This is a genomic window from Janthinobacterium sp. FW305-128 (assembly GCF_020858135.1).
Taxonomy (GTDB): domain Bacteria; phylum Pseudomonadota; class Gammaproteobacteria; order Burkholderiales; family Burkholderiaceae_D; genus Janthinobacterium.
In genome coordinates this window covers 127,471-153,893 of sequence record NZ_JACYMK010000013.1, presented here as the reverse complement: position 1 = coordinate 153,893, position 26,423 = coordinate 127,471, and the positions used below count along the sequence as shown (strand labels likewise).

Sequence of the window (26,423 nt, the reverse complement as noted above, 5' to 3'; positions counted from 1 at the left end):
GGGGGCGATTTTCAAGTGATTGATTATTAAGGAATAAAAAATTCATTGACTAGCGGACTTTGTTGCTATTGATAAGGTTATTCTTTCGTCCGCTTGCATTATTCCTTCATTGTCCACAAAGTTATCAACAGATTCTGTGGATAAAATTGAAAAGTATTTTGTTAACCGATACTTAGCGCCGATGTTCAGGTTTCACCTGAAGTGAATGTTGCAGCGCATGATAATTGAACAATGTTTCGCCGTCCGTCAGGTAAAAACGAACGCTTGCCCGGCAATTGTCAATTTTGCTGCATGCCGTCCGCGTTTTTGCCGATCGGACGCCTCAAAATGGTGCTGATTTCTGTATAAATACATTACAAATGGCTCAGTTATGCACAGCGGCGGAAATGCCCTGTGGATTTGTGGCCGCCCGGGCATCAATTTTTAAGCCATTGATTTTAAATGATTAATTTTTCTTGCGTGCCGCTCTTGACGGCAGTCGAAATTTTATGTCCACATTTTTCTGAAAGTTAATTTTGCTTTGTCCACAAAGTTATCCACAGAATTTTCTTCAGGCACGAGAGCACGCCGTCCCGTCCGTCGTTAGGCGTTTGACGGATGAAACAAGTATCATGGCCCGCTGGCTTGATGCCGGACATCCCGCCGCGCCATCGCCCCTGCGGCGCGCTTTTTTATTGAGATAGGCCCTACCCCCATGTCGCAGTGCATTTTGACGTCGTGCATCCTGAAAATCGCGCTCGACACGCCCTTGAACGCCTTGTTCGACTACCGCTGGACAGCGGCGGCGGATACGGGCGCTGCCGTGCCGCTGCCGCAAGTGGGGCAGCTGGCGCTGGTGCCATTCGGCCGGCGCGAAGTGATGGGGCTGATCGTCGGCGTGTCCGACAGCACCGATGTGCCCGCCGCGAAATTGAAGGACGTGCTGGCCGTGCGCAGCCAGCTGGCGCCCCTGTCTGAACAGTGGCTGGCGCTGGCCGCCTTCGCCGCCGATTACTACCAGCGCCCGCTCGGTGAAGTGGCCTTGCCGGGCTTGCCGAAGAATTTGCGCGTGCTCACCACCGTGGCGCTCGACCGCGCCATCAAGAAGCTGGGCAAGCTGGCCGACGCGCATGACGGCACGCCGCTGAACATGCCTGCGCTCAATGCTGCCCAGCAAGAGGCGGCGGACGCCATCGGCGGCGCGCAGGGTTTCAAGCCGACCCTGCTGTACGGCGTGACGGGCAGCGGCAAGACGGAAGTGTATCTGCAGGCGTGCGCCCAGGTGCTGGCGCGCGAGGACGATGCACAAATCCTGATTTTAGTGCCGGAAATCAACCTGACGCCCCAGCTGGAAGGCAATATCCGCGCGCGCTTTCCCGGCGTCATGCTGGCCACTTTGCACAGCAGCCTGTCCGAAGGCGAGCGCATGCTGCACTGGCTGGCCGCGCACCAGGGCCAGGCGCGCATCGTGCTCGGCACGCGCTTGGCCATCCTGGCGTCCTTGCCGAAACTCAAACTGATCGTCATCGACGAAGAGCACGACCCGTCCTACAAGCAGCAGGAAGGCTTGCGCTATTCCGCGCGCGACCTGGCCGTGTGGCGCGCCTGGCAATTGCAGATTCCCATCGTGCTCGGTTCGGCCACGCCGTCGCTGGAAAGCTGGCACCACGCGCAGACGGGGCGCTACCGCAAGCTGGAATTGCGCGAGCGGGCCGTCAAAAATGCGGTCCTGCCGCGCGTCAAGATCCTCGACATGGAGCGCGACAAGCCGAAAGACGGCCTGACCTCGCATCTGGTCGCCGCATTAAAACTGCGCATGGAGCGCGGGGAGCAGTCGCTGCTGTTCCTGAACCGGCGCGGCTATTCGCCCGTGATCTGCTGCGAATCGTGCGGCTGGATCAGCAATTGCACGCGCTGCACCTCGTTCATGGTGCTGCACAAGCCCGAACACCGCTTGCGCTGCCACCATTGCAGCCTGGAATTGCGCATTCCCCGCCATTGCCCCACCTGCGGCAACGTCGACCTGCAGCCGCTGGGACGCGGCACGCAACGCGTGGAAGAGGGCTTGCAGCAATTGTTTCCCGAGGCGCGCATTTTGCGCATCGACGCCGATTCCACGCGCAAGAAGGGCAGCGCGCAGGAAGCGTTCGACACCGTGCACCGGGGCGAAGTCGATATCCTGATCGGCACGCAGATGGTGGCCAAGGGCCACGATTTCAAAAAGCTGACCCTGGTCGGCATCCTGAACCCGGACACGGCCCTGTTTTCCCAGGATTACCGGGCCAGCGAACGCCTGTTCGCCCAGCTGATGCAGGTGGCGGGCCGGGCCGGACGGGCTGCGCAGACGGAAGGGGGCAGCGTCAGTGAAGTGCTGATCCAGACGCGCTATGCGCGTCATCCGCTGTACGACGCCGTCGTCAACCACGATTACGATCACTTCGCCACGACCTTGCTGGAAGAGCGGGCCCAGGCGGCGCTGCCGCCGTATCTGTTCCAGGCCCTGCTGCGCGCCGAGGCGCCCGAGCTGGCCACGGCCATCGAATTCCTGCAGGCGGCGAAAGAGTGCATGGAACACCCGCAGGTGACCATCAACGACCCGATTCCCATGAGCATGACGCGCGTCTACAACGTGGACCGCGCCCAGCTGCTGCTCGAATCGCCTTCGCGGCCGGCCTTGCAGGCGTTTTTGAAGGAATGGTTAGCGGAGCTGCGCGCCATGAAGACGCGCGTGAAATGGTCGCTGGAAGTGGACCCGCTCGATATTTAAATTACTGCAGGTAATCGCGCGCCGATTTGACGATCTGTTCCGACAACAGCTTGGTAAACGGCGTGTCCAGCGTCCACGCGTGCCAGCTCAGCGGCACGTCCAGGGTGCTGCCGGGCATCAGGTCGACGAGCCGGTCCGTCGCCAGCGCCTGCGCGGCCAGGCGCTGCGGCATCAGGCCGTAGGCCAAGCCGTCCTGGACGCAGGCGCGGCGCGCCGCTTCGACCGGCAAGGTATGGTGCGGAAACGGTTCACGCATGCTCAATTGTTCAGCGAGGAAACGCGCCAGCAAGCCGTGCTGGCCCACGACGGCCGGCGCCAGTTGCACGGCCTCGGCAATAAAACCATCGCCGAACCAGTGACCCGCAAACACGGGCGTGGCCACGCAGACATAGCGCAAGGTGCCCAGCGGCGTGACGCTGGTGGCCGCCGCCGCGTCGAGCGCCGTGCCGGACTCGGCCGCCACGCAGCCAAACACGGAGCCGTCGCGCACCATCTGCAGGGCGCTGTCGCTGTCGGCCAGGCGCACGTCGAGTTGGCAGCGCGGTGGCGCCAGCAGGGCGGACAAGGTGTCGGGGAACCACGTGGCCAGGCTGTCGGCATCGATGGCGATGGCGATTTCCGGCATGCTGACGCTGTTGCCCAGGTCGATGTCGAGCGATGCTTCCATCAGCTTGACGTTGCGGTGATGCACGATCAATCGCTGGCCCAGGCCCGTCGGCACGGCTGGCTGGCCACGGATGATCAGCAAGCGCCCGCTGGCGTCTTCCAGCGCCTTGATGCGCTGCGAGACGGCCGACTGGGTGATGCCCAGCGCCAGGGCGGCCTTGTCGAAACTGCCATGGCTGGCCACGGCGTCCAGCACGGCCAGCGCGCGATAATCGAGTGATCCCATTAGCTCAGCTTATAAATTTTAGAATTGATTAGTTATACTAATACACATATTGCAGCAAAGTAAAACCTTATTTTCGGCAAACGGGTAGTATCGAACGCTGTGAGCAATCTGACGCGGAGATAAGTAGCACGATGAAAACGATACAAGTGGATGTAGCCGTGATCGGCAGCGGCACGGCCGGCATGACGGCGCACAAGGCCGCGCGCATGCAGGGCAAGCGCGTGCTGATGATCGAAAGCGGGCCGTACGGCACGACGTGTGCGCGCGTGGGCTGCATGCCCAGCAAGCTCCTGATCGCGGCGGCCGAGGCGGCCCATGCCGTGGCCGCCGCGCCCGCTTTTGGCGTGCATCCGGGCCCCGTGCGCATCGACGGCCGGCAAGTGATGGCCAGGGTGCGCAGCGAGCGCGACCGTTTTGTCGGCTTCGTGCTCGACGGCGTCAACGCCATCCCCGAGGAAGAAAAACTGCGCGGCCACGCCCGCTTCATTGCGCCGGGCAAGCTGCAGGTCGACGAACATACGCTTGTCGAAGCGGCCAGCGTGGTGATCGCCACCGGTTCCACGCCCATCGTGCCGCCCGAGTGGCAGGCGGCGGGCGAGCGCGTCATCACGAGCGACGCCGTGTTCGAATGGACGGACTTGCCAAAGTCAGTCGCCGTGGTCGGCAGCGGCGTCATCGGTCTGGAACTGGGCCAGGCGCTGGCGCGGCTGGGCGTGCGCGTGACCTTGTTTGCGCGCGGTAATAAAGTCGCGCAGCTGACGGACCCGCTGGTGCTGCGGGAGGCCGATGCCGTGCTGGCGCGCGAACTCGATATCCGTTTCATGACCCAGGTCGCGCACATGGCAACAACGCCGGACGGCGGCGGCATCGCGCTGACCAGCCGCGATGATGCGGGTCAGGAAAAAACCGAGCAGTTCGAGTACGTGCTGGCCGCCATCGGCCGCCGTCCGAACGTGGACAAGATCGGTCTGGACACGGCGCAAATCGAGCTCGACCGCCACGGCATCCCCCTGCATGACCCGCACACCATGCAGTGCGGCACCAGCGCCATCTTCATCGCGGGCGATGCCGACAACGCCTTGCCGCTGCTGCCCGAAGCGGCCGACGAGGGCCGCATAGCGGGTGACAACGCGGCGCGCTTTCCCGACGTCAAACCTGGCTTGCGCCGCACGCCGCTGGCGATCGCTTTCACGGAGCCGCAGATCGCCACTGTGGGCGCCACCTACCAGCAATTGTGCGTCAGTCACGCGGGCCGCTTTGCCGTCGGTGCCGTGTCGTTCGGCAACCAGGGCCGCAGCCGCGTCATGCTGCAAAACCAAGGCATGTTGCGCGTGTATGCGGAATTCGGCAGCAAGCGCTTTCTCGGCGCCGAGCTGATCGGCCCACGGGCGGAACACCTGGGCCACTTGCTGGCCTGGGCCTGCCAGGCGCAGCTGACGGTGCCCGCCATGCTCGACATGCCGTTCTACCACCCCGTCATCGAGGAAGGCGTGCGCACGGCCTTGCGCGAGCTGGCGCTGCACCTGGAAAAAGACCCGGAACACGCACCGGACTGCGCCGACTGCTCGCCTGGCGTCTGATGCAATTTTGATATTTATACAATTTTGTAGACAAGCGCACATGATTGCGCGATCATCGCTGCCACATTGAAATATTGATTAAAAGCAAAAAACATTTCAATTGGCACATGCCGCTGATGCCAGGATGGTAAAAACAAGCGGGTGCAGGCGATGATGGAGACGATGTGAAAATTCGGCGCATTTACGCGGGAGAACTCGCCCTGGGCGTGGCCCTGCCCTGGGACGTGCATGGCGAAACGGGCGGCTTGCTGGCCAGGCTGGGCCATGTCATCAGCAGCGAAAACCAGATCGCATTGCTGCTGGCGCGCGGCGTCATCGCCGATACCAGCGCCGACGTGCCGCGCACGGCCACGGAAGCGCCATCGGCCCTGCGCATGCTGAACCTCGTCACGGCAGGGCTGGCCCTCGTCTTGCCGGTCATCGCCGCCGGGCAGGCGGGCAGCCACCTATCCCTGGCGCCGCTGGCGCAACTGGTGGAAGAGGCCGTTGTTCTGGATGCCGACGTGGCGCTGGCCTGCATCCTGCACAACCAGAGCGCGGGCGACTTTGCCGTGCGCCACAGCGTCGACACGGCCGTCATCACGGCCCTGCTGGCGCGCGCGCTGAAACTCGACGACGCCGTCGTGCGCAGCGTGCTGCTGGCCGCGCTGAGCATGAATGTGGGCATGCTGGAACGCCATGCGGATTTCCAGCACAAGGCGGGCCCGCTGGACGCGCAGGAACGCGCCTATTTGCGCGCCCATCCGCAAGCCGGTGTCGACTTGCTGCGCGCGGCCGGCGTCACGGATGCCGTCTGGCTGCAGGCCGTGCTGCAGCACCATGAAAATATCGATGGCAGCGGCTATCCGCTGGGCACGCAAGGCGAGGCGATCGGCATCGGCGCCCGGCTGATCATGCTGGCCGACCGCTATTGCGCGCGCGTCTCGAAGCGCAGCTACCGCCAGCCTTTGCTGCCGAACGTGGCCTTGCGTGAAATGTTGATGGCCGACAAGGCCACCCTGGATGCGCCGCTGGCGTCCCTGCTGGTGCGCGAGCTGGGCATCTACCCGGTCGGCACTTTCGTCAAATTACTCAATGGGGAAATCGGCGTCGTCACGCGCAAGGGCTTGAACGCCACCACGCCCCACGTGCAGTCGCTGGTCGGCCCCCGCGGCGCGCACCTGGACGTGCCGCTGCGGCGCGACACGCGCGTGGACTTGCACGCCATCCGCGAAGTGCTCAGCGCGGAGCAGGCGGGACTGCAATTTCGCCCCGACCAGCTATGGGGCCGCAGCGCACGAATTTAGCGCGGGAGCTTAATTCAGCAGACCCGCATCGAGCCGTCCCTCGAGCGCCAGCTCGCGCATGATGCGCACCGTGTCGATGTCCGACTCCTTGTAGGCCGAGCGGCGGAAGTCGTCGTACAGGGCGTTGGCCGCATCGGTGGCCGCGTCATGGCCGTCGTCGTACTGGAAGCGCACCCACAGGCTCGCTTCGTCGGGCATTTCGATGGTCATCACCAGCGAGGAAGCGCTGATATCCTGTTGCGCCGGCACTTCATAGCGCACCTGCAGTTGCGGCACCAGCACCACCTTGTCGTTGATGACCAGTTCGCCATAGCGCAGGCTGCGCGCGAAACCGGCATCGCAGCGCTCGCTGATCCGGCACTCATCGAGGTGCGGCACGAACAGCTTCGGCGACTCGGCGCGCAAGACGAGGCCGCGCCACACTTGTTCCAGGGTCAAGGTATCGATCAGCGGATTCAACGGATCATTGATTTCAATCAGGTGTTCAAATTTCATGGGACTGCCATTCGGTAAGTGGGCGCGCACGGGCGATATAGGCGGAATGGTACTCCAGGCGTGGCATCGCCGCACGCATTGCATCGGCCAAGATGGCGGCATATGGCGATATATCAATGCCATTGCCTGTTTTTCGGGCATGCTCCGCCATGCAAATAGGCTGCGCGACGCTGTTACAATGGGCTGCTGTTCCCTGCGGAAATACCCTGATGTCCAAAGCACCACAGTTCGGTCTGAATGCGCCCCAAAGCGAAGCGGTTACCTACCTCGACGGCCCCTGCCTGGTGCTGGCGGGCGCCGGTTCGGGCAAGACGCGCGTGATCACGCAAAAGATCGCCCATCTGATCGAAGACCGCGGTTATGACCCGCGCACCATCGCCGCGCTGACCTTCACCAACAAGGCGGCGCTGGAAATGCAGGAGCGCATCGCCAAGCTCTTGAAGCAACCGCGCCAGGCCAAGCAGTTGACGGTGTCGACCTTTCACTCGCTGGGCGTGAAAATCCTGCGCCAGGAAGCCAATGGCGTGGGGCTGAAGGACCGCTTTTCCATCATGGACAGCGACGACTGTTTTTCCCTCGTGCAAGACCTTGCCATTACCACCGATAAACAGGTGATCCGCGGCATCCAGAATGCCATGTCGCTTTGGAAAAATGGCCTGATCGATCCGGACATGGCGCTGGCGCAAGCCAAGGATGAAGATGAAGCCAACGCGGCGCGCATCTACCGCAGCTATGTGGCCACGCTTTCCGCCTACCAGGCCGTCGATTTCGACGACCTGATCCGCCTGCCCGTGGAATTGTTCCGCAACAACGGCCCCGTGCGCGACAAGTGGCAGCGCCGTTTGCGCTATCTGCTCGTTGACGAATACCAGGATACGAACACCTGCCAGTACGAACTGGTCAAATTGATGGTGACGGGCATCGGCAAGAAGCCGATGTTTACGGCCGTGGGCGACGACGACCAGGCGATCTATGCGTGGCGCGGCGCCACGGTGGAAAATTTAAAAACGCTGGAAACGGATTTCCCCGACTTGCGCGTGATCAAGCTCGAGCAGAATTACCGCTCCACCATGCGCGTGCTCAATGCGGCCAATGCCGTCATCGGCAACAACCCGAAACTGTTTGAAAAATCGCTGTGGTCCGAGCACGGCCTGGGCGAGCCGATCAAGGTGCTGGGCATGCAGACGGACGAGCAGGAGGCGGAGCAGGTCGCCATCATGATCTCGGCCGACCATTTCGAGCGCAAGAACAAATTTTCCGATTACGCGATTCTGTACCGGGGCAACCACCAGGCGCGCATCATCGAACAATGTCTGCGCAAGGAGCGCATTCCGTACACGATCTCGGGCGGCCAGAGTTTTTTTGATAAGGCCGAGATCAAGGACATCATCAGCTACCTGCGTTTGCTGGCGAACGAAGACGACGACCCGGCCTTCATTCGCGCCGTGACGACGCCGCGCCGTGGCGTGGGCCAGTCGACGCTGGAGGTGCTGGGCGCATTCTCGGGGCAGTGGCAGTGCTCGCTGTTCCAGGCCGTGTTCAAGGGCGGCATCGAGGCCAAGCTGACGGATCGCCAGCTGGGTCCGCTGCGCGACTTCTGCAACTTCATCAACGACCTCGAGTCGCGCGCCAGCCGTCCCGGCGCTGCCGGCAGCGGCGACAACGCGGCCGAAGTGCTGGACGACATGATGAAGGAAATCCACTACGAATCGTATCTGTATGACGCCTTCGAGGAACGGCAAGCGCAAAGCAAGTGGCAGAACGTGCTCGAATTCGTCAACTGGCTCAAGGAACGGGGCAGGGGCGGCAAGGACCGCGACGGCGAAGAAAAGAACGTGCTGGAACTGACGCAGATGGTGGCCCTGATGACCATGCTCGAGGGCAAGGACGAAGAGCAGGACGCCGTGCGCATGTCCACCTTGCACGCGTCGAAAGGGCTGGAGTTTCCGCACGTATTTCTCGTTGGCGTGGAAGAGGGGATCTTGCCGCACAAGGGCGATCCTGACGCGCCGGCCGAAACCATCGCCGCGCGTATCCAGGAAGAGCGGCGGCTGATGTATGTGGGCATCACGCGCGCGCAGCGCACCTTGCACGTCACCTGGTGCAAGAAGCGCAAGCGGGCGGGCGAGCAAGTCCATTGCGACCCGTCGCGCTTCATCAAGGAAATGCAACTCGACGTGGGCGATGCCGTGCCGACGGAGGCGGAAGTGATTTCGCCCAAGGAAAGATTGGCGCGCATGAAGGCCTTGCTGGCCGCGCCGAAGGCTTAAGCAGCGTTCACGCTTCCACGGTGCTGTCGGGCGTGGTTTTGGGCACGATGGCCAGCTGCATGCCCAGCGCATCGAGCATCTTCAAAATGGTTTCAAAGCGCGGCTTGCTGCCTTCGCGCAAGGCTTTATATGCGCCTTCGCGCGTGATGTCGGCCCGGGCCGCCACCTTGCCCATGCCGTACGCGCGCACCACGTCGTTCATGGCCGACTGGAACAGTTCGGCGTTACCGGTGGCGACGATTTCGCTCATGTAGGCGGCCACGGCGGCCTTGCTGGTCAGGTGTTGGGTTGGGTCAAATTTGCTAAGGCCTAAGGCTTCCAGGTCGTCGAGGTCGAAGGTGTCATGGTCGATATGGTGGTTCATTTCTTTCGTGCTCCTGTCGATGGGCTTGCCGCCGCTTTCCGGATGGCTGCCTGCCGGGCTTTCAAGTCCTTGAGTATCGCTTGCGCCTGTTTGATGTCGCGCTGCTGGCTCGATTTGTTGCCACCCAGCAGTAGCAAGATCAGGGTGCCCCGATTCGTTTCGTGAAAGTACACGCGCCAGCCGGGTCCCGTCTGTAAAAAACGCAGCTCGCACACGCCTTCGCCCACTGGCCGCCAGTCGCCCTTTTTACCGTGCTGTAAATGCTTGATGCGTGCATCGATGGCGGCGGCCGCCACATCGTGCAGGGAGTCTTCCCAGCGCCGGTATTCGGCCGTCTTGCGCGTATCGATCAGTACTGGTTCGGGTCGCGTTGGTGTGTTCATTGTAATCGTTTGTTCTCATTCGTCAAGCGGCTTGAGCCCATCCAGGAAGAATAAACAGAAATCGGGGCCCGTCCGGCGGCGAATGGACGCAGTTTGTCCTGGCGCACGCCGCTGCGGCGGTAGAATGCCCCCTTTCAGTCAGGAATCACCGAGAGCACCATGGACAATGCAGAACAGATGGAAACACGTTTCGTCGATATCGAAATCAAGCTGGCGCAGCAGGAAGATCTGGTCGAGTCGCTGAACCAGATGGTGTACCAGCAGGGCAAGCGCATCGACCAGCTGGAAGCGATGCTGCACAAGCTGGGCGAGCATGTGCGCGACGGGGCGCAGCAGGCGAATGGCGGGCTGGTCAACGAACGTCCGCCGCATTATTAAATCGGCATCGTAGTGCGGGGCGCATGAAAACCGTTCATCACTGGCAGGCGCGCTACCACCGGTAGTTGCTGGTGACGCAAGTGTGTCAGGCTGTTATTATTTCAGGCTGGCCCGCGACACAATCGCGGCTCTCTTGCGTTCCTTGAAAGAAGACATGACCCGTCCTACAATGCTCGTCATCGCCGCCAGCCTGATGCTGGCGCCAGCCGCCGCCGCTTTTGCCGCCACCGCCGCTACCACCGTGCCCGCCGCTACCGCCGCCTTGCCCGCCTCGAACCCGTTTGCACAAGCGAGCAGCCTGCCATTCCAGTATCCGCCGTTCGACAAGGTGCAGGACGCCGACTACGCGCCCGCCTTTACGGCAGGCATGGCCGCCAACCTGGCGGAAATCAACGCGATTGCGAATAACAAGAAAGCGGCCACGTTCGACAACACCATCGTGGCCATGGAACGCTCGGGCCAGCTGCTGGGCCGCGTGCGCACCGTGTTTTCCGTGATGTCCGGTTCCAACACGAATGACACGATCCAGGGCCTGGAACGCGAACTGGCGCCGAAGATGGCGGCCCACAGCGACGCGATCATGCTCAACGACAAGCTTTTCCAGCGCATCGACACCCTGTACGCCAAGCGCGACAAGCTGGGTCTGGATGCGGAATCGAAACGCCTGCTCGAGCGCTACCACACCGATTTTGTCCGCGCCGGCGCCAAGCTGTCGGCGGCGGACAAGGAAAAGCTGCGCGCCTACAACGGCCAGCTGGCTGCCCTGTCGACCAAGTTCGCACAAAATGTACTGAAGGAATTGAACGCTTCGGCTGTCGTCGTCGATACGCGCGAAGAACTCGACGGCCTGTCGCCGGCCGCCATCGAAGTGGCCGCCGGCCTGGCCAAGAAGCGCGGCCTCGATGGCAAGTACGTGATCGCCCTCGTCAACACGACGGGCCAGGCGCCGCTGTCGCTGCTGACCAACCGCGCCGTGCGCGAACGCATCATGGCGGCATCGCAAGCGCGCGGCAGCCGTGGCGGCGAGTTCGATAATACCGAGGAAGTGCTGGCACTGGCAAAGCTGCGTGCCGAACGTGCCGCGCTGATGGGCTACCCGAACTACGCGGCCTATTCGCTGGAAGACCAGACGGCGCACGACACCACCGCCGTCAACGCCCTGCTGGGCGAGTTGGCGAAGCCGGCCGTCGTCAATGCGCGCCGTGAAGCGGACGATATCCAGAAGGTTATCGATGCAGGCAAGGGCGGCTTCAAGGTGGGCGCCGCCGACTGGGCCTTCTACAGCGACAAGGTGCGCGCCGAACGCTACAACTTCGATGAGACGCAGTTGAAACCGTACTTTGAAATGCACAGCGTGCTGACCAAGGGCGTGTTCTTTGCCGCCGGCAAGTTGTACGGCCTCACTTTCAAGCAGCGCACCGACTTGCCCGTCTACACGTCCGACATGCTGGTCTACGACGTCTTCAATGAAGACGGTACGCAACTGGCCATCTTTACGCTCGACCCTTACGCGCGCAGCAACAAGCGCGGCGGCGCCTGGGCGAATGCCTATGTGGGCCAGTCGACCTTGCTGAACCGTAAGCCGGTGATCGCGAACAATCTCAACATTCCGAAACCGGAAGCGGGCCAGCCGACCCTGATGACGTTTGACGAAGTCAACACCATGTTCCACGAATTCGGCCATGCGCTGCACGGCATGTTTTCGAACGTGAAATACCCGCGCTTCGCCGGCACCAGCGTGCCGCGCGACTTCGTCGAATACCCGTCGCAAGTCAATGAAATGTGGGCGCTGTGGCCGGAAGTGCTGCAAAACTACGCCAAGCACTACCAGACGGGCGCGGCCATTCCGGCCGAACTGCTGGCGAAAGTGACGGCGGCCGACAATTTCAACCAGGGCTACAAGACGACGGAATACCTGGCCTCGGCCCTGCTGGACCAGCGCTGGCACCAGCTGACCCCGGCACAGATCCCCACCGACGTGCTGGCGTTTGAAAAAACCGCCTTGACGGAAGCGGGCGTCGATTTCGCCCCGGCGCCGCCGCGCTACCGCACCACGTATTTCTCGCACGCGTTCGCGGGCGGTTATTCGGCCGGTTACTACGCGTATCTGTGGTCGGAAAAGCTCGATGCCGACACGGTCGAGTGGTTCAAGGAAAACGGCGGCCTGACGCGCAAGAACGGCGACTGGTTCCGCAATAAACTGCTATCGCGCGGCGGCAGCGCCGACGCGCTCGACATCTACCGCAACTTCCGCGGCCGCGATGCGAAGATCGAGCCGCTGCTGGAACGCCGTGGCTTGAACGGCAAGTAATCGGGTGATTCCGGCGTCAAGGCCGGGTCAATGAAAAAATGGCTGCCAAGCAATTGGCGGCCATTTTTATTTGGGGATTTTGCCTGTAAACCGTGGTAAACCGCGCATTTGGCGTGCTGCACCACAGGATCGCCCATGTTGGATGACGCCTGTGTGACAGGCTGCTATGATCTGCCACTGGCCCGCGACGCGATCGCGGTTCTTCCCCGCGCTTCCTGAAAGATGTCATGATCCGTCCACAACTGCTCGTCATCGCCGCCAGCGTCATGCTGGCCCACGCCGCCCCATCCGCCATGGCCGCCGCCGCTGCACCTGCCGCCGCCGTCAGCGCCCAGAATCCCCTGCTCAAAGTGAGCCCGCTGCCGTTCCAGATGCCGCAGTTCGGCCTGATCAAGGATGGTCACTACGCGCCGGCGTTTGCCGAAGGCATGAAACGCCAGCTGGCCGAAGTCAATGCGATTGCCAACAACCGCCAGCCGGCCACGTTTGAAAACACCATCGTGGCCCTCGAGCGCACGGGACAGCTGCTGCACCGCGTGCAGAGCATCTTCAGCAACATGACCTCGACCAATACCAATGCCGTGCTGGAAGCGGTGGAAGTGGACGTGTCGCCGAAACTGGCCGCGCATGGCGACGCCATCACGCTGAACCCGAAACTGTTTGCCCGCATCGACACCCTGTACGCCAAGCGCGACAAGCTGGGCCTCGATGCCGAATCCCTGCGCCTGCTCGAGCGCTATCACACGGATTTCGTGCGCGCCGGCGCCAAGCTGTCCGATGCGGACAAGGAAAAACTGAAAGCCTATAACGCCGAGCAGGCGGGCCTGGAAACGGCCTTCGCGCAAAACGTGCTGAAGGAAACGAATGCCAAGAGCATCGTCGTCGACACCCGTGCCGAGCTGGCCGGCATGACGGACAGCGATATCGATACGGCCGCCACGGCCGCCAAGGAACGGGGCTTGACGGGCAAGTTCGTCATCGCCCTCGTCAACACCAGCGGCCAGCCGCCGCTGGCCGTATTGACGGATCGCAAGACACGCCAGCGTTTGATGGATGCCTCGCTGAATCGGGGCAGCCAGGGTGGCGAGTTCGACAACCGCGCCATCGTGCTGAAGCTGGCCAAACTGCGCGCCGAACGGGCGACCTTGCTCGGGTACGCCAACTACGCCGCGTACTCGCTGGAAGACCAGACGGCCAAGACCACGACGGCCGTCAATACCCTGCTGTCGGAACTGGCGAAACCGGCCGTCGCGAATGCGCGCCGCGAAGCGGCCGACCTGCAGCAAGTGGTCGATGCGGAAAAGGGCGGTTTCCAGGTGGCAGCGGCCGACTGGGCCATCTACACGGACAAGCTGCGCAAGCAGCGTTTCAATTTCGATGAAAACGAGCTGAAACCGTACCTGGAACTCAACAGCGTGCTGAACAATGGCGTCTTCTTTGCCGCCAATAAGTTGTACGGCATCAGCTTCAAGGAGCGTAAGGACTTGCCGGTATACAACCCGGACGTGCGCGTCTACGACGTTCTGGATGCCAACGGCAAGCCGCTGGCCCTGTTCATCGCCGACTTCTATGCGCGCGGCAACAAGCATGGCGGCGCGTGGATGAATGAATATGTGTCGCAATCATCGCTGATGGGCACGCATCCCGTCGTCGCCAACCAGTTGAACATTCCGAAGCCGCCCGCCGGCCAGCCGACCTTATTGACGTTTGATGAAGTGACGACCATGTTCCACGAATTCGGCCATGCGCTGCACGGCATGTTTTCGAACGTGAAATACCCGCGCTTTGCCGGCACCAGCGTGCCGAGCGACTTCGTCGAGTATCCATCGCAAGTCAATGAAATGTGGGCCGTCTGGCCGGAAGTGCTGCAAAACTACGCCAAGCACTACCAGAGCGGCGCGGCCATGCCGCAGGAATTGCTCGACAAGGTCACGGCGGCGAAGAAATTCAACCAGGGCTTCATGACGACGGAATACCTGTCGGCGGCGCTGCTGGACCAGCGCTGGCACCAGCTGGCGCCAAGCCAGATCCCGACGGACGTGCTGGCCTTTGAAGCGGCATCGTTGAAAGACGCGGGTGTCGACTACGCGCCCGTGCCGCCGCGCTACCGCACCACGTATTTCTCGCACAGCTTCTCGGGCGGCTACTCGGCCGCGTATTACGCCTACCTGTGGTCGGAAAAGCTGGACGCGGAATCGGTCAACTGGTTCAAGGAAAACGGCGGCCTGACGCGCAAGAATGGCGACTGGTTCCGCAGCAAATTGCTGTCGCGCGGCGGCAGCGTCGATGCGCTGCAGCTGTTCCGCGACTTCCGCGGCCGCGACGCCACGGTGGAACCGCTGCTGGAACGCCGCGGCTTGAACGCGAAGTAAGTCGTCTTTACCACAAGCTTGCGTTGCGTTGACATGGCGCACGCAAGCTTTCCGTGCCGGCGGCGTAGAATTGAGTAAGATGTAAATAAAGACGTAAGCAATGCAGTCGAAAGAGCATATGAGTCAGCAAGATTTGAATGGCATTACCCTAGAAGGTATCGTGACGCGCCTGCAGGCCCATTACGGCTGGGACGGCCTGGCCAAGCACATCGATATCAATTGCTTCATCAGCGATCCCAGCATCAAGTCGAGCCTGAAGTTTTTGCGCAAGACCCCGTGGGCCAGGAGCAAGGTGGAACAATTGTTCCTGGACACGCAATTTACTGACTGACAGGAAAAAACATGGATAGCAAACTCAAGGAATCGCTGCAACAGCTGCATTCGACACTGGCAAGCAGCGGTCCCGTCGATGAAGAACTGCATGGTTTGCTGCAAAAACTCGATGTCGACATCAAGTTGCTGATGGAAAAGCGCGCCGCGCAGGAGCAGGAAGAAGAGTCGACCACGTATGGACTGGCCGAGCGCAGCCAGGAATTGTCGGCCAAGTTTGCCGTCAAGCATCCGAAACTGGAGCCGGCTTTGCGCGAACTTGGCGAGATTCTTGCCAATATGGGGATTTGATGTAACCCGGGGAAAAGCTGGGGTCAGACCCCCGAAGGGTCTGACCCCAAGGGCCTTCTTTCCCCAAGTGATTGAAAAATAAACGTTTTTTGTACTGAAATCCAACAGTAAAAAGCAGGCCGTCAGGTTGGAAATGGCCAATTCCGGTACAATCCGTACCCTATGAGCTCCCCTACCAATTTATTTGCGACCGTTCCCAAGCGGTCTGCCCGCGCTGCCGTGGCGCCTTTCCTGCCGATGTCGCGTGCCGAGATGGACGCGCTGGGCTGGGACCAGTGCGACGTCATCCTCGTCACGGGCGACGCCTACATCGACCATCCGAGTTTCGGCATGGCCCTGGTCGGCCGCCTGCTCGAAGCGCAGGGTTATCGCGTTGGCATCATCAGCCAGCCCGACTGGCTGTCGGCCGACGCCTTCCGCATCCTCGGCAAGCCGCGCCTGTACTACGGCATCACGGCCGGCAACATGGATTCCATGGTCAACCAGTACACGGCCGACCGCAAGATCCGCTCCGACGATGCCTACACGGCCAATGCCGAACCGAACAAGCGCCCGGACCGCGCCGTCACCGTGTACGCCCAGCGCGCGCGCGAAGCGTATTCCGACGTGCCCATCGTCATCGGCAGCATCGAAGCGTCCCTGCGCCGCATCGCCCATTACGATTACTGGTCGGACAAGGTCCGCCGTTCCGTCTTGCCCGATTCCAAGGCCGATTTGCTGATTTTCGGTAATGCCGAGCGGGCGCTGGTCGACCTGACCCACCGCCTGGCCGCCGGCGAAGCCATCAAGGATATCCGCGACTTGCGCGGCACGGCCTTCATGGTGCCGGCCGGCTGGCTGCCCGGCGACGGCTGGGGCGTGCACAATTCCACCCGCGTCGACGTGCCCGGCAAGATCGACCCGCACTACAGCCCGTACGAGATGGTGCAGGAAGACAAGACCGCCTGCGCCACGGAAAACGCCTCCAAGTCGGCCGAAGTCATCAAGCCCATCCGCATCATGAGCCGCGAAGAGCGCCTGGCCATGGCCAAGGAAAAGCACGACAAGACGGTCGTGCGCCTGCCCGCCTACGACGTCGTCAAGGATGATCCCGTCATGTATGCGCACGCGTCGCGCGTGTTCCACCTGGAATCGAATCCCGGCAATGCGCGCGCCATGGTGCAGGCGCACGGCGAACGCGACGTGTGGCTCAACCCGCCGCCCCTGCCGCTGGCCATGGACGAGATGGATGGCGTGTACGACATGAATTATGCGCGCGCGCCGCACCCGAGCTATGGCAAGGCGCATATCCCCGCGTGGGAAATGATCCGCTTTTCCGTCAACATCATGCGCGGCTGCTTCGGCGGCTGCACCTTCTGCTCGATCACGGAGCACGAAGGCCGCATCATCCAGAGCCGTTCGGAACCGTCGATCCTGCGCGAGATTGAGCATATCCGCGATAAAACCAAAGGCTTTACGGGTACCATTTCCGATATGGGCGGTCCGACGGCGAATATGTACCGCCTGGCCTGCAAGGAAAAAGAGATCGAAGTGTCGTGCCGCCGCCTGTCCTGCGTGTACCCGTCCATCTGCGTGAACCTGGGCACGGACCACAGCAAGCTCATTTCCCTGTACCGCAAGGCGCGCGCCATTCCCGGCATCAAGAAAGTGCTGATCAGTTCGGGCTTGCGCTACGACCTGGCCGTGCGTTCGCCCGAGTACGTGAAGGAACTGGTCACGCACCATGTGGGCGGCCTGTTGAAGATCGCCCCTGAGCACACGGAAGAGGGCACCTTGTCGAAGATGATGAAGCCCGGCATCGGCGCCTACGACGAATTCAAGGAAATGTTCGACCGTTTTTCGCTGGAAGCGGGCAAGAAGCAATACCTGATCCCGTATTTCATCGCCGCCCATCCGGGCACGACGGACCTGGACATGCTGAACCTGGCCCTGTGGCTGAAGAAAAACAATTTCAAATTGGACCAGGTACAGACCTTCATGCCCACGCCGATGGCCATGGCGACCACCATGTACCACACGCGCAAGAATCCGCTGCGCAAGGTGACAGCCGACTCGGAAGTGGTGGAAACGGCGCGCAGCGGCAAGATCCGCCGCACCCATAAAGCGTTCCTGCGCTACCAGGACCCGGCCAACTGGCCGATCTTGCGCGAAGCGCTGGTCAATATGGGCCGTGGCGACTTGATCGGCAATGGCGACAAGCACTTGATACCGGCCTGGACGTCGTCGGAATCGGGCGGCCTGGCCGCAGGCGAACGCAGCCGCCAGACGCATGGCGCCGGCACGCCGGACAAGTTCAAGGTCACGCCGGGCAAGAACCGCATCGCCCTGGGCGGCACGGCAGCGGCGCCCAAAGCGTCGGCCGCCGAGTCGAAAGTGCGTCCATCGATTCTGTCGACCATCAAGACGAAGGCCAAGCCGGCCGCCGTGCCGATGGGCCGTGGCAGCAAGCCGCCAGCCAAGGGCGGCCATGCCGCGCCGGCACGGGGTGGACGCAAGTAGATAGTCTTCGGCTCTCGGGCATCCTTTGAAAAACCCGGCAACGCGTACTGCGTTGCCGGGTTTTTTGCTATGGGCGCACCAAGATGGGGCGGCAAACCGCCTTGGCGGCGGGATTTTTACCAATATTTAAAAATTGAATAGAGCAAAAGGCAATTTTCCCTTGTGACAACTTGGTGTTTGAAAATATACTCGTTGGATATTTAGCCGTACGGCAACAATGCTGCCTTTCTGGCAAGCGCCAGCGTACGCGACTCCCAGCGTTGATATGAAAAGAGATGCCAATTGAAATGCCTTTCCTGCCAAGCCGAGAATAAGCCGGGCGCCAAATTCTGTTCTTCCTGCGGCACCACGTTTGCCGCCGCCACGACCGCCGCCGCTGCCGTGCCGGGCAAATCCTGTGGCCAGTGCGGCCATGATTGCAAGCCCGACGCCAAGTTCTGCCCCAAATGCGCGTTCAGCTTTGCCGTGGCGCCAGTGCTGCCGCCAGAACCTGTTGCGGCACCTGTGCCGGCGCCGATTCCCGAACCAGTGAGTGTGGTCGTTCCTGAGCCCGCTCCAGTGGCAGAAATGGTCGCGCAAGCTGTTCCGGAACCCGTTCCCGTCTTCATCCCGGAGCCGGTCGCGCCACCGCCGCCACCGCCCGTGCTGGAAAAGCGCCGTGCCGATCCTGCACCCGCACCAGCACCAGCACCAGCACCAGCACCAGCACCAGCACCAGCTCCCGTGGCCGACACGCCAAGTGACAGCCCAGCGGCGGGCAGCCGCATGAAACTGATCGCTGCAGCCGTCGCCGCAGTAGTACTGCTGGGCGGTGCGGGCGCTTACTATTTTCTCTCAAGCAAGCCGGCAGCGCCGGCGCCGGAAGCTGTTCCAGTCTTGCCCGCGCAGGTGGAACCTGCGCCTGCCGCCGAGCAGCCGCTGGCCATCAGCGACCCGGCGCTCGACGGCGCGACGGCGGCCGAGCCTGCCGTTGCGCCTGCTGCGCCCGCCCCGGCATCTGTCGCCGCGCCCGCCCCCGAGCCGGTGCCCGCACCAGCCCCGGCCCCGGCTGTGGAAAAACCGGCTCCCGTCGCTGAAAAGCCGGCCAAACCGGTCAAGGTGATACCGCCAGCGGCGCCTGTCAAACAGACTAGCGGCCTGGAAAGCGTGATCACGGACAGCCTGTCGGAAGCGAGCCACTGCATGAGCCAGCGCAAGTACGACTGCGCCATTGCCAACGCGAATGCCGTGTTGCGCATGGACACTGGCAACCGCCATGCGCTCGACATCAAGCGCAAGGCGAAAGAAGCGCAAGACAAGGCGCTGTCGCAAATCCAGATCGAGTAAGCCGCGCGGCTTGCCTTCCCCCTATTTTTGATCCTTCCGGAGAATAACGTGAAAAACTTGAAACAAATTGCCAAGCCCATGGTAGCGCTGCTGGTCGTGTCTTCGATGCTGGCCGGTTGCGCCGCACCGGGCGGTCCTGGCGCCACGGGCAATACCACCACCGCCGGCACGGAAGCGGGCAGCGGCGAATGCAATACGGCCATGCTGGCCGGCATCGGCGCCGTCGTGGGCGGCTTGCTGGGCGGCGGCAACAATACCGTGCGCGGCGCGGCACTGGGCGCCAGCCTGGGCGCACTCGCCTGCGTGGCCCTGAATTATCAAAGCCAGCAAGTCAAGACGTCGCAGCAGGTACAGGCCGACTACAAGGTGGCCAACAAGGGCAAGCTGCCCGAGCAGTCGACGCTGGTGAAGTACGAGACGGGCTTTACGCCATCGTCCGTGCGTCCGGGCCAGAAGGCGCAGACCAATTCGTATATCGAAGTGGCGGCCGGCACGCGCGATCCGAACCCGCTGGTGGAAGAGGAATTGAGCCTGTACAAGCCCAATGGCGACTTGATCAAAACTGTGCGCAAGGTGGTCAGCAGCAATAACGGCAGCGGCGCCTACAAGGGCGGCTTCTCGATTCCCATGCCTGAAGGCGTGCCGCAGGGCATTTACCCGGTACGCACGGCCCTGTACCTGAATAGCAAGCGCGTCGGCGGCCAGGACGTCAAGCTGCAGATCGTCCAGCGCCAGGCGCCTGCGTCCGACCTGCAACTGGCCCGCGCTTACTGACACTGATTGCCACGGGGCGGCCATGCCGGCCGTTCCGTTCCCGATTTACCCCCATCCAGGCTAGACATGACCATTTCCACAGAAGCACCTAAACCTCTTCCCTTTTCCTCCGCGCTCGGTTCGCTGATCGAAGCGACCGACGCCATCAAGAATTTCCGCGCGATTGCCCTGCTGGCCCTGACCTTCATCGGCGCCGTGCTCGTCGGTGGTGTACTGACGATGCTCGCCGGCAGCATGAGCAGCGTGCTGCTGGGCTTCCTGGGCGGCCTGATGGCCTTCCTCGTGATGTTTTACGGCTCCAACGCCGTCGGCATCCTGCTGATGCGCGATGCCCAGGGCCAGCCTGGCTTGAGCCTGGTGGATGCCGTGCTCGTTTCGCTGTACACGAGCCACCGCCTGATCGCGGTCGTGTTCCTGGAATTTCTGATCGTGCTGGCGGCCATGATCGCCATCGCCATCATTTTGTTCGTCTGCAAGATCCCCGTGCTCGGCCCCGTGCTGTACACGCTGGTCTTCCCGTTGTCGGCCATCGTGCTGGGCGTGCTGGTGTTTGCGCTGTTTTACGTGATGCTGCCGCTGGCCGGCCCCGCCGCGTGGTCGGGCGCCACCGTGTTCCAGATCATTGCCCGCCTGAACCTGATCGTGCGCACCAAGCTGGTGTCGGTGATCCTGCTGGAAGTGCTGCTGTTCCTGATCACGACGTTTGTGGCGCTGCTGATCTTTGGCGTGGTCGGTACCGGCGTGTCGCTGACCAGCGGCATGTCGGCTGGCATCCTGGGCCTGGGCGGCCAGATGAATATGTATTCCCTCGCTTCGGGTCTGAGTGGCGGTTCCGGCTACATCATCGCAGCGGGTCTGGGCGGCGGCTTGCTGATGGCGGCCGCGGCTGTGGTGCCCGGCCTGATCTTTACCAAGGGTGTGTGCATCATTTACCTGAACGCCACGCGCAATGTCGATTTCAGCGCCTCGGAAGCGAGCCTGAACGACGGGCTGGCCACGGTCAAGAAGAAAGCCGAAGAAGCGCGTGAACGCGCGCGTGCCCTGGCCGAACAGGCCGCGGCACCTGCCGCACCGGCCGCTGCGTCGGTTGACAGCCTGCATTGCCCGAGCTGCAAGGCCCCGGTCGCGTCCGATGACGTGTTCTGCGGCGAATGCGCGCATAAACTCAAGTAAGGCAGACCATGGCGCAATTCTGTAAACAGTGCGGCACCGCCCACGCGCCCGACGCGCGCTTTTGCGACGAGTGCGGCAAGGCCGTCAATGCCGCGCCAGTCCCATCACCCGCGTCGGCCGCGACACCGGCGCTGTCCGGCGTGAAGCGGCGCCACGTCGTCATCGCCGGCGGCGTGCTGGCGGCGGTCATCGTGGCTGGCGGCGCCCTGGCGTGGCTGCTGGCGCCGGAAGCGGCGTCGGCCAGCAGTTTTGGCCGCGCCATCGATGCCCACCTGGCGGCCGACGAGGCGGCGCGCGACAAGCTGCTGTGCTTCACCAACTTGCCGTACCAGAAGGAAGAAATCCGCGTGGCGTCGTACGACAGTTCCACTCGACAATGGCTCGATATCCTCGTGCGTGGCGGCTTGTACAACGCGCCCGTCGAACAAAGCAGCGGCGGCTGGCTGGCGCAATCGCAATTCGTCTATGCGCTGGCCGCGCCGGGCAAGGCCGCCTTGCGCGGCGACAAGCTGTGCGTGGCCAAGGGCGTGAAAGTGGCCAAGGTCAGCGGCTACGAGCAGGTGCGCGAGATGGGCGGGCGGCCGACGGCGATGGCCACGGCCACCCTGGCGCTGAGCGATGAGGCGGCATGGCTCGTCAAGTCGCCGGACCGCGCGCAGATCCTGCAACGCTTGCCGGGCGGTGGCCTGGAAGTGCAACTGCCGCTGGCGCTGGTCGACAAGCAATGGCAAGTCACCGACCGTGCGCAACTGCACCAGGCCGCCATGGCCATGGCGGGCGCCATGCGCAATGCCTCGGGTGCGCAAGAAGCGGGCATGCTGGACAAGCTGAAAAGCCTGTTCCGCTTTGGCGGTCACCCGCTGGTGGGCAAATGGAAGGGCTCGACGGGCAAAATCCTGGAATTTACAAAGGACAGCATTATCGAGAACGGCAACGCAAGCACGGCCACGTTTGCCACCGAAGGCAATGTCGTGACGATCGTCTCGGAAGAGGGGGGCGGCATGGCCATGCAGATCAGCCTGAGCAACAGCAACAACGTGGCCACGCTCACCGTCGGCGGCATGCCGGTCGCGGTGCTGCAGCGCGTGCGCGATTAAGCGTCGGGCAGGCGGCGCAGAGTGCCGCCTTGCCTCATTCCCGAAGCCCGGCCCTGCCGGGCTTTTTTACGCCCGCCAGGCGCCGGTGCATCCGTCAATTTATCTTGACATCAAGATAGTTCGCGCCCACACTGGCTTTTTATCTTGATGTCGAGATAGTACATGTCCGCCTTTTCTGTCCGCCCCGCCTGGGGCGATATTCTGCTCACGGCGCTGGCGCCCCTGATCTGGGGTTCCACGTATATCGTCACGTCCGAACTGCTGCCGCCGGACCGGCCCTTCACGGCGGCCCTGATCCGCGTGCTGCCGGCCGGCCTGCTGTTGCTGCTGATCATGCGGCGCCTGCCCGCGCGGCGCGACTGGGGCCGCGTGCTGATCCTGTCGGCGCTCAATATCGGCGTGTTCCAGGCGCTGCTGTTCGTGGCCGCCTACCGCCTGCCCGGCGGCTTGGCGGCCGTGGTGGGCGCCATCCAGCCGCTGCTGGTGATGGGCCTGGCCTGGGGCGTGGAAGGGCGCCGTCCGGCCCGCCTGGCCTTGCTTGCCAGCGTGCTGGGCGTGGCCGGCATGGCCGTTTTGTTGTTGTCGCCGCGCACGGTGTGGGAACCGATCGGCATCGCCGCCGCGCTGGGCGGCACGGCCTGCATGGCGGCCGGCACTTACCTGACGCGGCGCTGGAAGCCGGACTTGCCCGTGCTGGCGCTGACGGGCTGGCAATTGCTGCTCGGCGGCCTGATGCTGGCGCCCGTCGCCTGGCTGGCCGACGCACCGTTGCCGGCCTTGTCGCTGCAACAAGTGCTGGCCTACGCCTACCTGTGCCTGGCCGGCGCGCTGCTGGCGTATGCCTTGTGGTTTCGCGGCATCGCCCGCCTGTCGCCCGTGGCCGTCTCCTCGCTGGGACTGCTCAGTCCCCTGATGGCCGTCGTGCTGGGCTGGGCCTTGCTGGGCCAGGCCATGACGGGCTGGTCGATGCTGGGCTTGCTGCTGGTACTGGCCAGCGTGCTGGCGGTGCAGTGGGCCAGCGCCCGTCCCGCAACAAACGCCTGACTTCCGCGCATTCCCCCTCGGCAGGCCGATCGCATCGGCCTGCCCGTTTCCCTCTGAGCGCCCTCTTTTTGCTGCACCGCACATACTGTTTTGCTTGCACTGATATGGGGCATTGAGGCACTATTCGCTTCGCGCAAACGTTTGCGCGCAACGAATTTCCTAAAAAGCATGCAGTACACGTGCTTGACCAACAACTCTGGAGACGCTCATGACATCCCGTATTCGCCTGAAAATGATTGCCGCCGCTGTCCTGGTATGTGCTTTGCCCGCCGTGCCGGCCATGGCGCAGACGCCTGCCAAACCGAAGGTGGCGCTGGTGATGAAGTCGCTCGCCAATGAATTTTTCCTGACCATGGAAAATGGCGCCAAGGCGCATCAGAAGGCCAATGCCGCCAAGTACGACCTGCTGTCGAACGGCATCAAGGATGAAACGGATACGTCGAGCCAGATCAAGCTGGTCGAGCAAATGATCGTCTCGCGCGTCAACGCGCTGGTGATCGCCCCGGCCGACTCGAAGGCGCTGGTGCCGGTGCTGAAAAAAGCCATTGACGCGGGCATCATCGTCGTCAATATCGACAACAAGCTCGACGAGGGCGCGCTGAAAGAGAAGGGCATCACCGTGCCGTTCGTCGGCCCGGACAACCGCAAGGGCGCCAAGGTGGTCGGCGACTTCCTGGCCAAGCAGATCAAGAAGGGCGACCCCGTCGGCATCATCGAGGGCGTGTCCACCACCTACAACGCGCAGCAGCGCACCCTGGGCTTCCAGGACGCGATGAACGCGGCCGGTGCGAAAGTGGTCAGCGTGCAGTCGGGCCAGTGGGAAATCGCCCCTGCCAACACGGTGGCGGCCGCCATGCTGAACGCCAATCCGAATATCAAGGCTTTGCTGTGCGGTAACGACAACATGGCCATCGGCGCCGTGTCCGCCATCAAGGCGGCCGGCAAGACGGGCAAGGTCCTCGTCGTCGGCTACGACAACATCAACGCCATCAAGCCGATGCTGGCCGATGGCCGCGTGCTGGCTACCGCCGACCAGTTCGGTTCGCAGCAAGCCGTGTTCGGCATCGACACCGTGCTCAAAGCGCTGGCGCAGAAGAAGAAACAGGCCGATCTCGGTGGCGTCATCGAAACCAAGGTCGAACTGGTCGCCAAGGGCGCCAAGTCCTGATCGTCTGATCCCGCCGGGGCCAGCGCCCGCGTCTCAGCCTGAGGCTGCGGCGCCGGCCCCGCCGCCTTTTTCCGCGGAGTTTTATCATGCCCACCGACATCCTCCCGGCGCCATCAGCCGCCATCCCTCTATTGACCCTGGATAACATCGGCAAGTCCTATGTTGGCCCCGTGCTGGGCGGCGTGGGCCTGCGTTTCGCCCCCGGCCAGGTACTGGCGCTGACGGGAGAGAACGGTGCCGGTAAAAGCACCCTGTCGAAGATCATCTGCGGCCTGGAGCAAGCGACCACGGGCACGATGCTGCTCGACGGCAAGCCCTACCAGCCCGCCTCGCGCGGCGCGGCCGAGGCGCTGGGCATCCGCATGGTGATGCAGGAATTGAATTTGATTCCCACCCTGTCGATCGCGGAAAACCTGTACCTGAAAAACCTGCCGCAGCGCTTTGGCTTCATTGACCGCACGCGTCTCGAACGCGACGCGCGCGAGCAGATGGAGAAAGTGGGCCTGGGCGGCCTCGATCCGTGGACCCTCGTGGGCGAACTGGGTATCGGCCACCAGCAGATGATCGAAATCGCGCGCAATTTAATTGGCGCCTGCCGTTTGCTGGTGTTAGATGAGCCGACGGCCATGCTGACGCACCGCGAAGTGGAATTGCTGTTCCTGCAAATCGAACGCCTGAAAGCCGACGGCGTGTGCATCATCTACATTTCCCACCGCCTGGAAGAACTCAAGCGCGTGGCCGACCGCATCGCCGTGCTGCGCGACGGCCAGCTCGTGTGCGACGACGATATCGCCGGCCACTCCGCCGCCGACCTGGTCAGCCTGATGGTGGGCCGCTCGGCCGACGATGCCGTCGACCTGAGCGGGCGCACCATCGGCGCGCCGCTGCTGCGCGTGCGGGGCCTGGCGCGCGGCAAGGTGGTCAAGCCGACATCGTTCGACTTGCGCGCCGGCGAAATCCTCGGCATCGCCGGGCTGATCGGCTCGGGCCGCACGGAATTGCTGCGTTTGATCTTCGGCGCCGACCGCGCCGATGCCGGTGACGTGTTCCTCGGCGACAGCGAGGTGCCCGCCGCCTTGCACTCGCCGCAGGCGGCCGTGAAAGCCGGCATCGCCATGATCACGGAAGACCGCAAGGGACAAGGTTTGTTGCTGCGCCAGTCGATCGCCGTCAACACGACCCTCGCCTCGCTCGACACGGTCAGTGGCGCTGGCTGGCTCAACGACGCGGCCGAAGCGACGGTGGCCGACGACTATATTCAGCGCCTGGGCATCCGTTCGCGCAACAGCGCGCAAACGGTGGCCGAGCTGTCCGGCGGCAACCAGCAAAAGGTCGTGATCGCCCGCTGGCTGTACCGCGATTGCCCCGTGATGCTGTTCGACGAGCCCACGCGCGGCATCGATATCGGCGCCAAGTTTGATATTTATCAGGTGCTGGCCGAACAGGCGCGCCAGGGCAAGGGCCTCGTCATCGTCTCGAGCGACTTGCGCGAACTGATGCTGATCTGCGACCGCATCGCCGTCATGAGCGCCGGCAGCATCGTCGACACCTTCGAGCGCGGTGCCTGGAGCCAGGACGCGCTGCTGTCGGCCGCCTTCTCCGGCTATTTGACCCCCAACTCCACTCCAGCTGCGGCCTGATCCG

General features: G+C 62.8%; 21 protein-coding genes and 1 pseudogene. 18 read left to right on the top strand and 4 right to left on the bottom strand.

Going from position 1 to position 26,423, the window contains the following annotated elements; all coding sequences use genetic code 11:
* Positions 1 to 694 precede the first annotated feature (694 nt).
* Positions 695 to 2,746, top strand: a complete 2,052-nt coding sequence (locus IGS60_RS24665; protein ID WP_070219618.1) for a primosomal protein N' — start codon at positions 695 to 697, stop codon at positions 2,744 to 2,746.
* Position 2,747: 1 nt separating this feature from the next.
* On the opposite strand, the gene IGS60_RS24660 is transcribed toward IGS60_RS24665, so the two are convergent.
* Positions 2,748 to 3,638, bottom strand: a complete 891-nt coding sequence (locus IGS60_RS24660; RefSeq protein ID WP_230506477.1) for an ArgP/LysG family DNA-binding transcriptional regulator — start codon at positions 3,636 to 3,638, stop codon at positions 2,748 to 2,750.
* Positions 3,639 to 3,769: 131 nt separating this feature from the next.
* On the opposite strand from IGS60_RS24660, the gene IGS60_RS24655 reads away from it, so the two are divergent.
* A complete protein-coding gene (locus IGS60_RS24655) occupies positions 3,770 to 5,218 on the top strand; it encodes a dihydrolipoyl dehydrogenase (protein WP_230506476.1) in 1,449 nt (482 codons plus the stop codon).
* Positions 5,219 to 5,382: 164 nt separating this feature from the next.
* Positions 5,383 to 6,504 (top strand): HD domain-containing phosphohydrolase, encoded by a 1,122-nt coding sequence (locus IGS60_RS24650; RefSeq protein ID WP_230506475.1) that lies wholly within the window; start codon positions 5,383 to 5,385, stop codon positions 6,502 to 6,504.
* A gap of 9 nt (positions 6,505 to 6,513) precedes the next feature.
* Here IGS60_RS24650 and IGS60_RS24645 read toward each other — a convergent pair whose 3' ends face one another.
* Complete coding sequence (locus IGS60_RS24645; protein WP_070219615.1) at positions 6,514 to 6,999, bottom strand: SRPBCC family protein; 486 nt, start codon at positions 6,997 to 6,999, stop codon at positions 6,514 to 6,516.
* 209 nt (positions 7,000 to 7,208) lie between these two features.
* On the opposite strand from IGS60_RS24645, the gene IGS60_RS24640 reads away from it, so the two are divergent.
* Positions 7,209 to 9,269, top strand: coding sequence for a UvrD-helicase domain-containing protein (locus tag IGS60_RS24640; protein ID WP_070219613.1), 2,061 nt, complete (start codon positions 7,209 to 7,211; stop codon positions 9,267 to 9,269).
* Between the two features lie 7 nt (positions 9,270 to 9,276).
* On the opposite strand, the gene IGS60_RS24635 is transcribed toward IGS60_RS24640, so the two are convergent.
* Both IGS60_RS24635 and IGS60_RS24630 read right to left on the bottom strand, forming a co-directional pair.
* Complete coding sequence (locus IGS60_RS24635) at positions 9,277 to 9,633, bottom strand: addiction module antidote protein (protein WP_070290278.1); 357 nt, start codon at positions 9,631 to 9,633, stop codon at positions 9,277 to 9,279.
* A complete protein-coding gene (locus IGS60_RS24630) occupies positions 9,630 to 10,016 on the bottom strand; it encodes a type II toxin-antitoxin system RelE/ParE family toxin (RefSeq protein WP_070290276.1) in 387 nt (128 codons plus the stop codon). Before IGS60_RS24630 ends, IGS60_RS24635 begins: the two co-directional genes overlap by 4 nt.
* A gap of 159 nt (positions 10,017 to 10,175) precedes the next feature.
* Here IGS60_RS24630 and IGS60_RS24625 point away from each other — a divergent pair, with 159 nt between their 5' ends.
* From IGS60_RS24625 to IGS60_RS24560, 14 genes and pseudogenes are all read left to right on the top strand, one after another.
* Positions 10,176 to 10,394: a SlyX family protein gene (locus IGS60_RS24625; RefSeq protein WP_070290273.1), complete on the top strand. Its 219-nt coding sequence runs from the start codon at positions 10,176 to 10,178 to the stop codon at positions 10,392 to 10,394.
* Positions 10,395 to 10,548: 154 nt separating this feature from the next.
* Positions 10,549 to 12,705 (top strand): M3 family metallopeptidase, encoded by a 2,157-nt coding sequence (locus tag IGS60_RS24620; RefSeq protein WP_230506474.1) that lies wholly within the window; start codon positions 10,549 to 10,551, stop codon positions 12,703 to 12,705.
* A 227-nt stretch (positions 12,706 to 12,932) separates the two neighbouring features.
* Positions 12,933 to 15,077, top strand: coding sequence for a M3 family metallopeptidase (locus IGS60_RS24615; RefSeq protein WP_230506473.1), 2,145 nt, complete (start codon positions 12,933 to 12,935; stop codon positions 15,075 to 15,077).
* A 118-nt stretch (positions 15,078 to 15,195) separates the two neighbouring features.
* A complete protein-coding gene (locus IGS60_RS24610) occupies positions 15,196 to 15,408 on the top strand; it encodes a VF530 family DNA-binding protein (RefSeq protein WP_034753881.1) in 213 nt (70 codons plus the stop codon).
* A gap of 11 nt (positions 15,409 to 15,419) precedes the next feature.
* Positions 15,420 to 15,698, top strand: a complete 279-nt coding sequence (locus IGS60_RS24605; protein WP_070219601.1) for a DUF4404 family protein — start codon at positions 15,420 to 15,422, stop codon at positions 15,696 to 15,698.
* Positions 15,699 to 15,935: 237 nt separating this feature from the next.
* A complete protein-coding gene (locus IGS60_RS24600; protein WP_230506509.1) occupies positions 15,936 to 18,197 on the top strand; it encodes a YgiQ family radical SAM protein in 2,262 nt (753 codons plus the stop codon).
* A gap of 282 nt (positions 18,198 to 18,479) precedes the next feature.
* A pseudogene (locus IGS60_RS28520) lies at positions 18,480 to 18,587 on the top strand (zinc-ribbon domain-containing protein); the annotation flags it as partial.
* 168 nt (positions 18,588 to 18,755) lie between these two features.
* Complete coding sequence (locus IGS60_RS24590) at positions 18,756 to 19,523, top strand: hypothetical protein (RefSeq protein ID WP_230506471.1); 768 nt, start codon at positions 18,756 to 18,758, stop codon at positions 19,521 to 19,523.
* Between the two features lie 48 nt (positions 19,524 to 19,571).
* Positions 19,572 to 20,297 (top strand): hypothetical protein, encoded by a 726-nt coding sequence (locus tag IGS60_RS24585; RefSeq protein WP_070219459.1) that lies wholly within the window; start codon positions 19,572 to 19,574, stop codon positions 20,295 to 20,297.
* Positions 20,298 to 20,363: 66 nt separating this feature from the next.
* A complete protein-coding gene (locus tag IGS60_RS24580) occupies positions 20,364 to 21,470 on the top strand; it encodes a zinc ribbon domain-containing protein (RefSeq protein ID WP_070219458.1) in 1,107 nt (368 codons plus the stop codon).
* An 8-nt stretch (positions 21,471 to 21,478) separates the two neighbouring features.
* Entirely contained in the window at positions 21,479 to 22,567 is a 1,089-nt protein-coding gene (locus IGS60_RS24575; RefSeq protein ID WP_230506470.1) for a zinc ribbon domain-containing protein, read from the top strand.
* A gap of 162 nt (positions 22,568 to 22,729) precedes the next feature.
* Entirely contained in the window at positions 22,730 to 23,611 is an 882-nt protein-coding gene (locus tag IGS60_RS24570; protein WP_070219456.1) for an EamA family transporter, read from the top strand.
* Positions 23,612 to 23,843: 232 nt separating this feature from the next.
* Positions 23,844 to 24,779 (top strand): sugar ABC transporter substrate-binding protein, encoded by a 936-nt coding sequence (locus IGS60_RS24565; RefSeq protein WP_227742192.1) that lies wholly within the window; start codon positions 23,844 to 23,846, stop codon positions 24,777 to 24,779.
* Between the two features lie 86 nt (positions 24,780 to 24,865).
* The gene (locus IGS60_RS24560; RefSeq protein WP_230506469.1) at positions 24,866 to 26,419 is read left to right on the top strand and encodes a sugar ABC transporter ATP-binding protein; all 1,554 of its coding nucleotides are present in this window, start codon (positions 24,866 to 24,868) and stop codon (positions 26,417 to 26,419) included.
* Positions 26,420 to 26,423 lie beyond the last annotated feature (4 nt).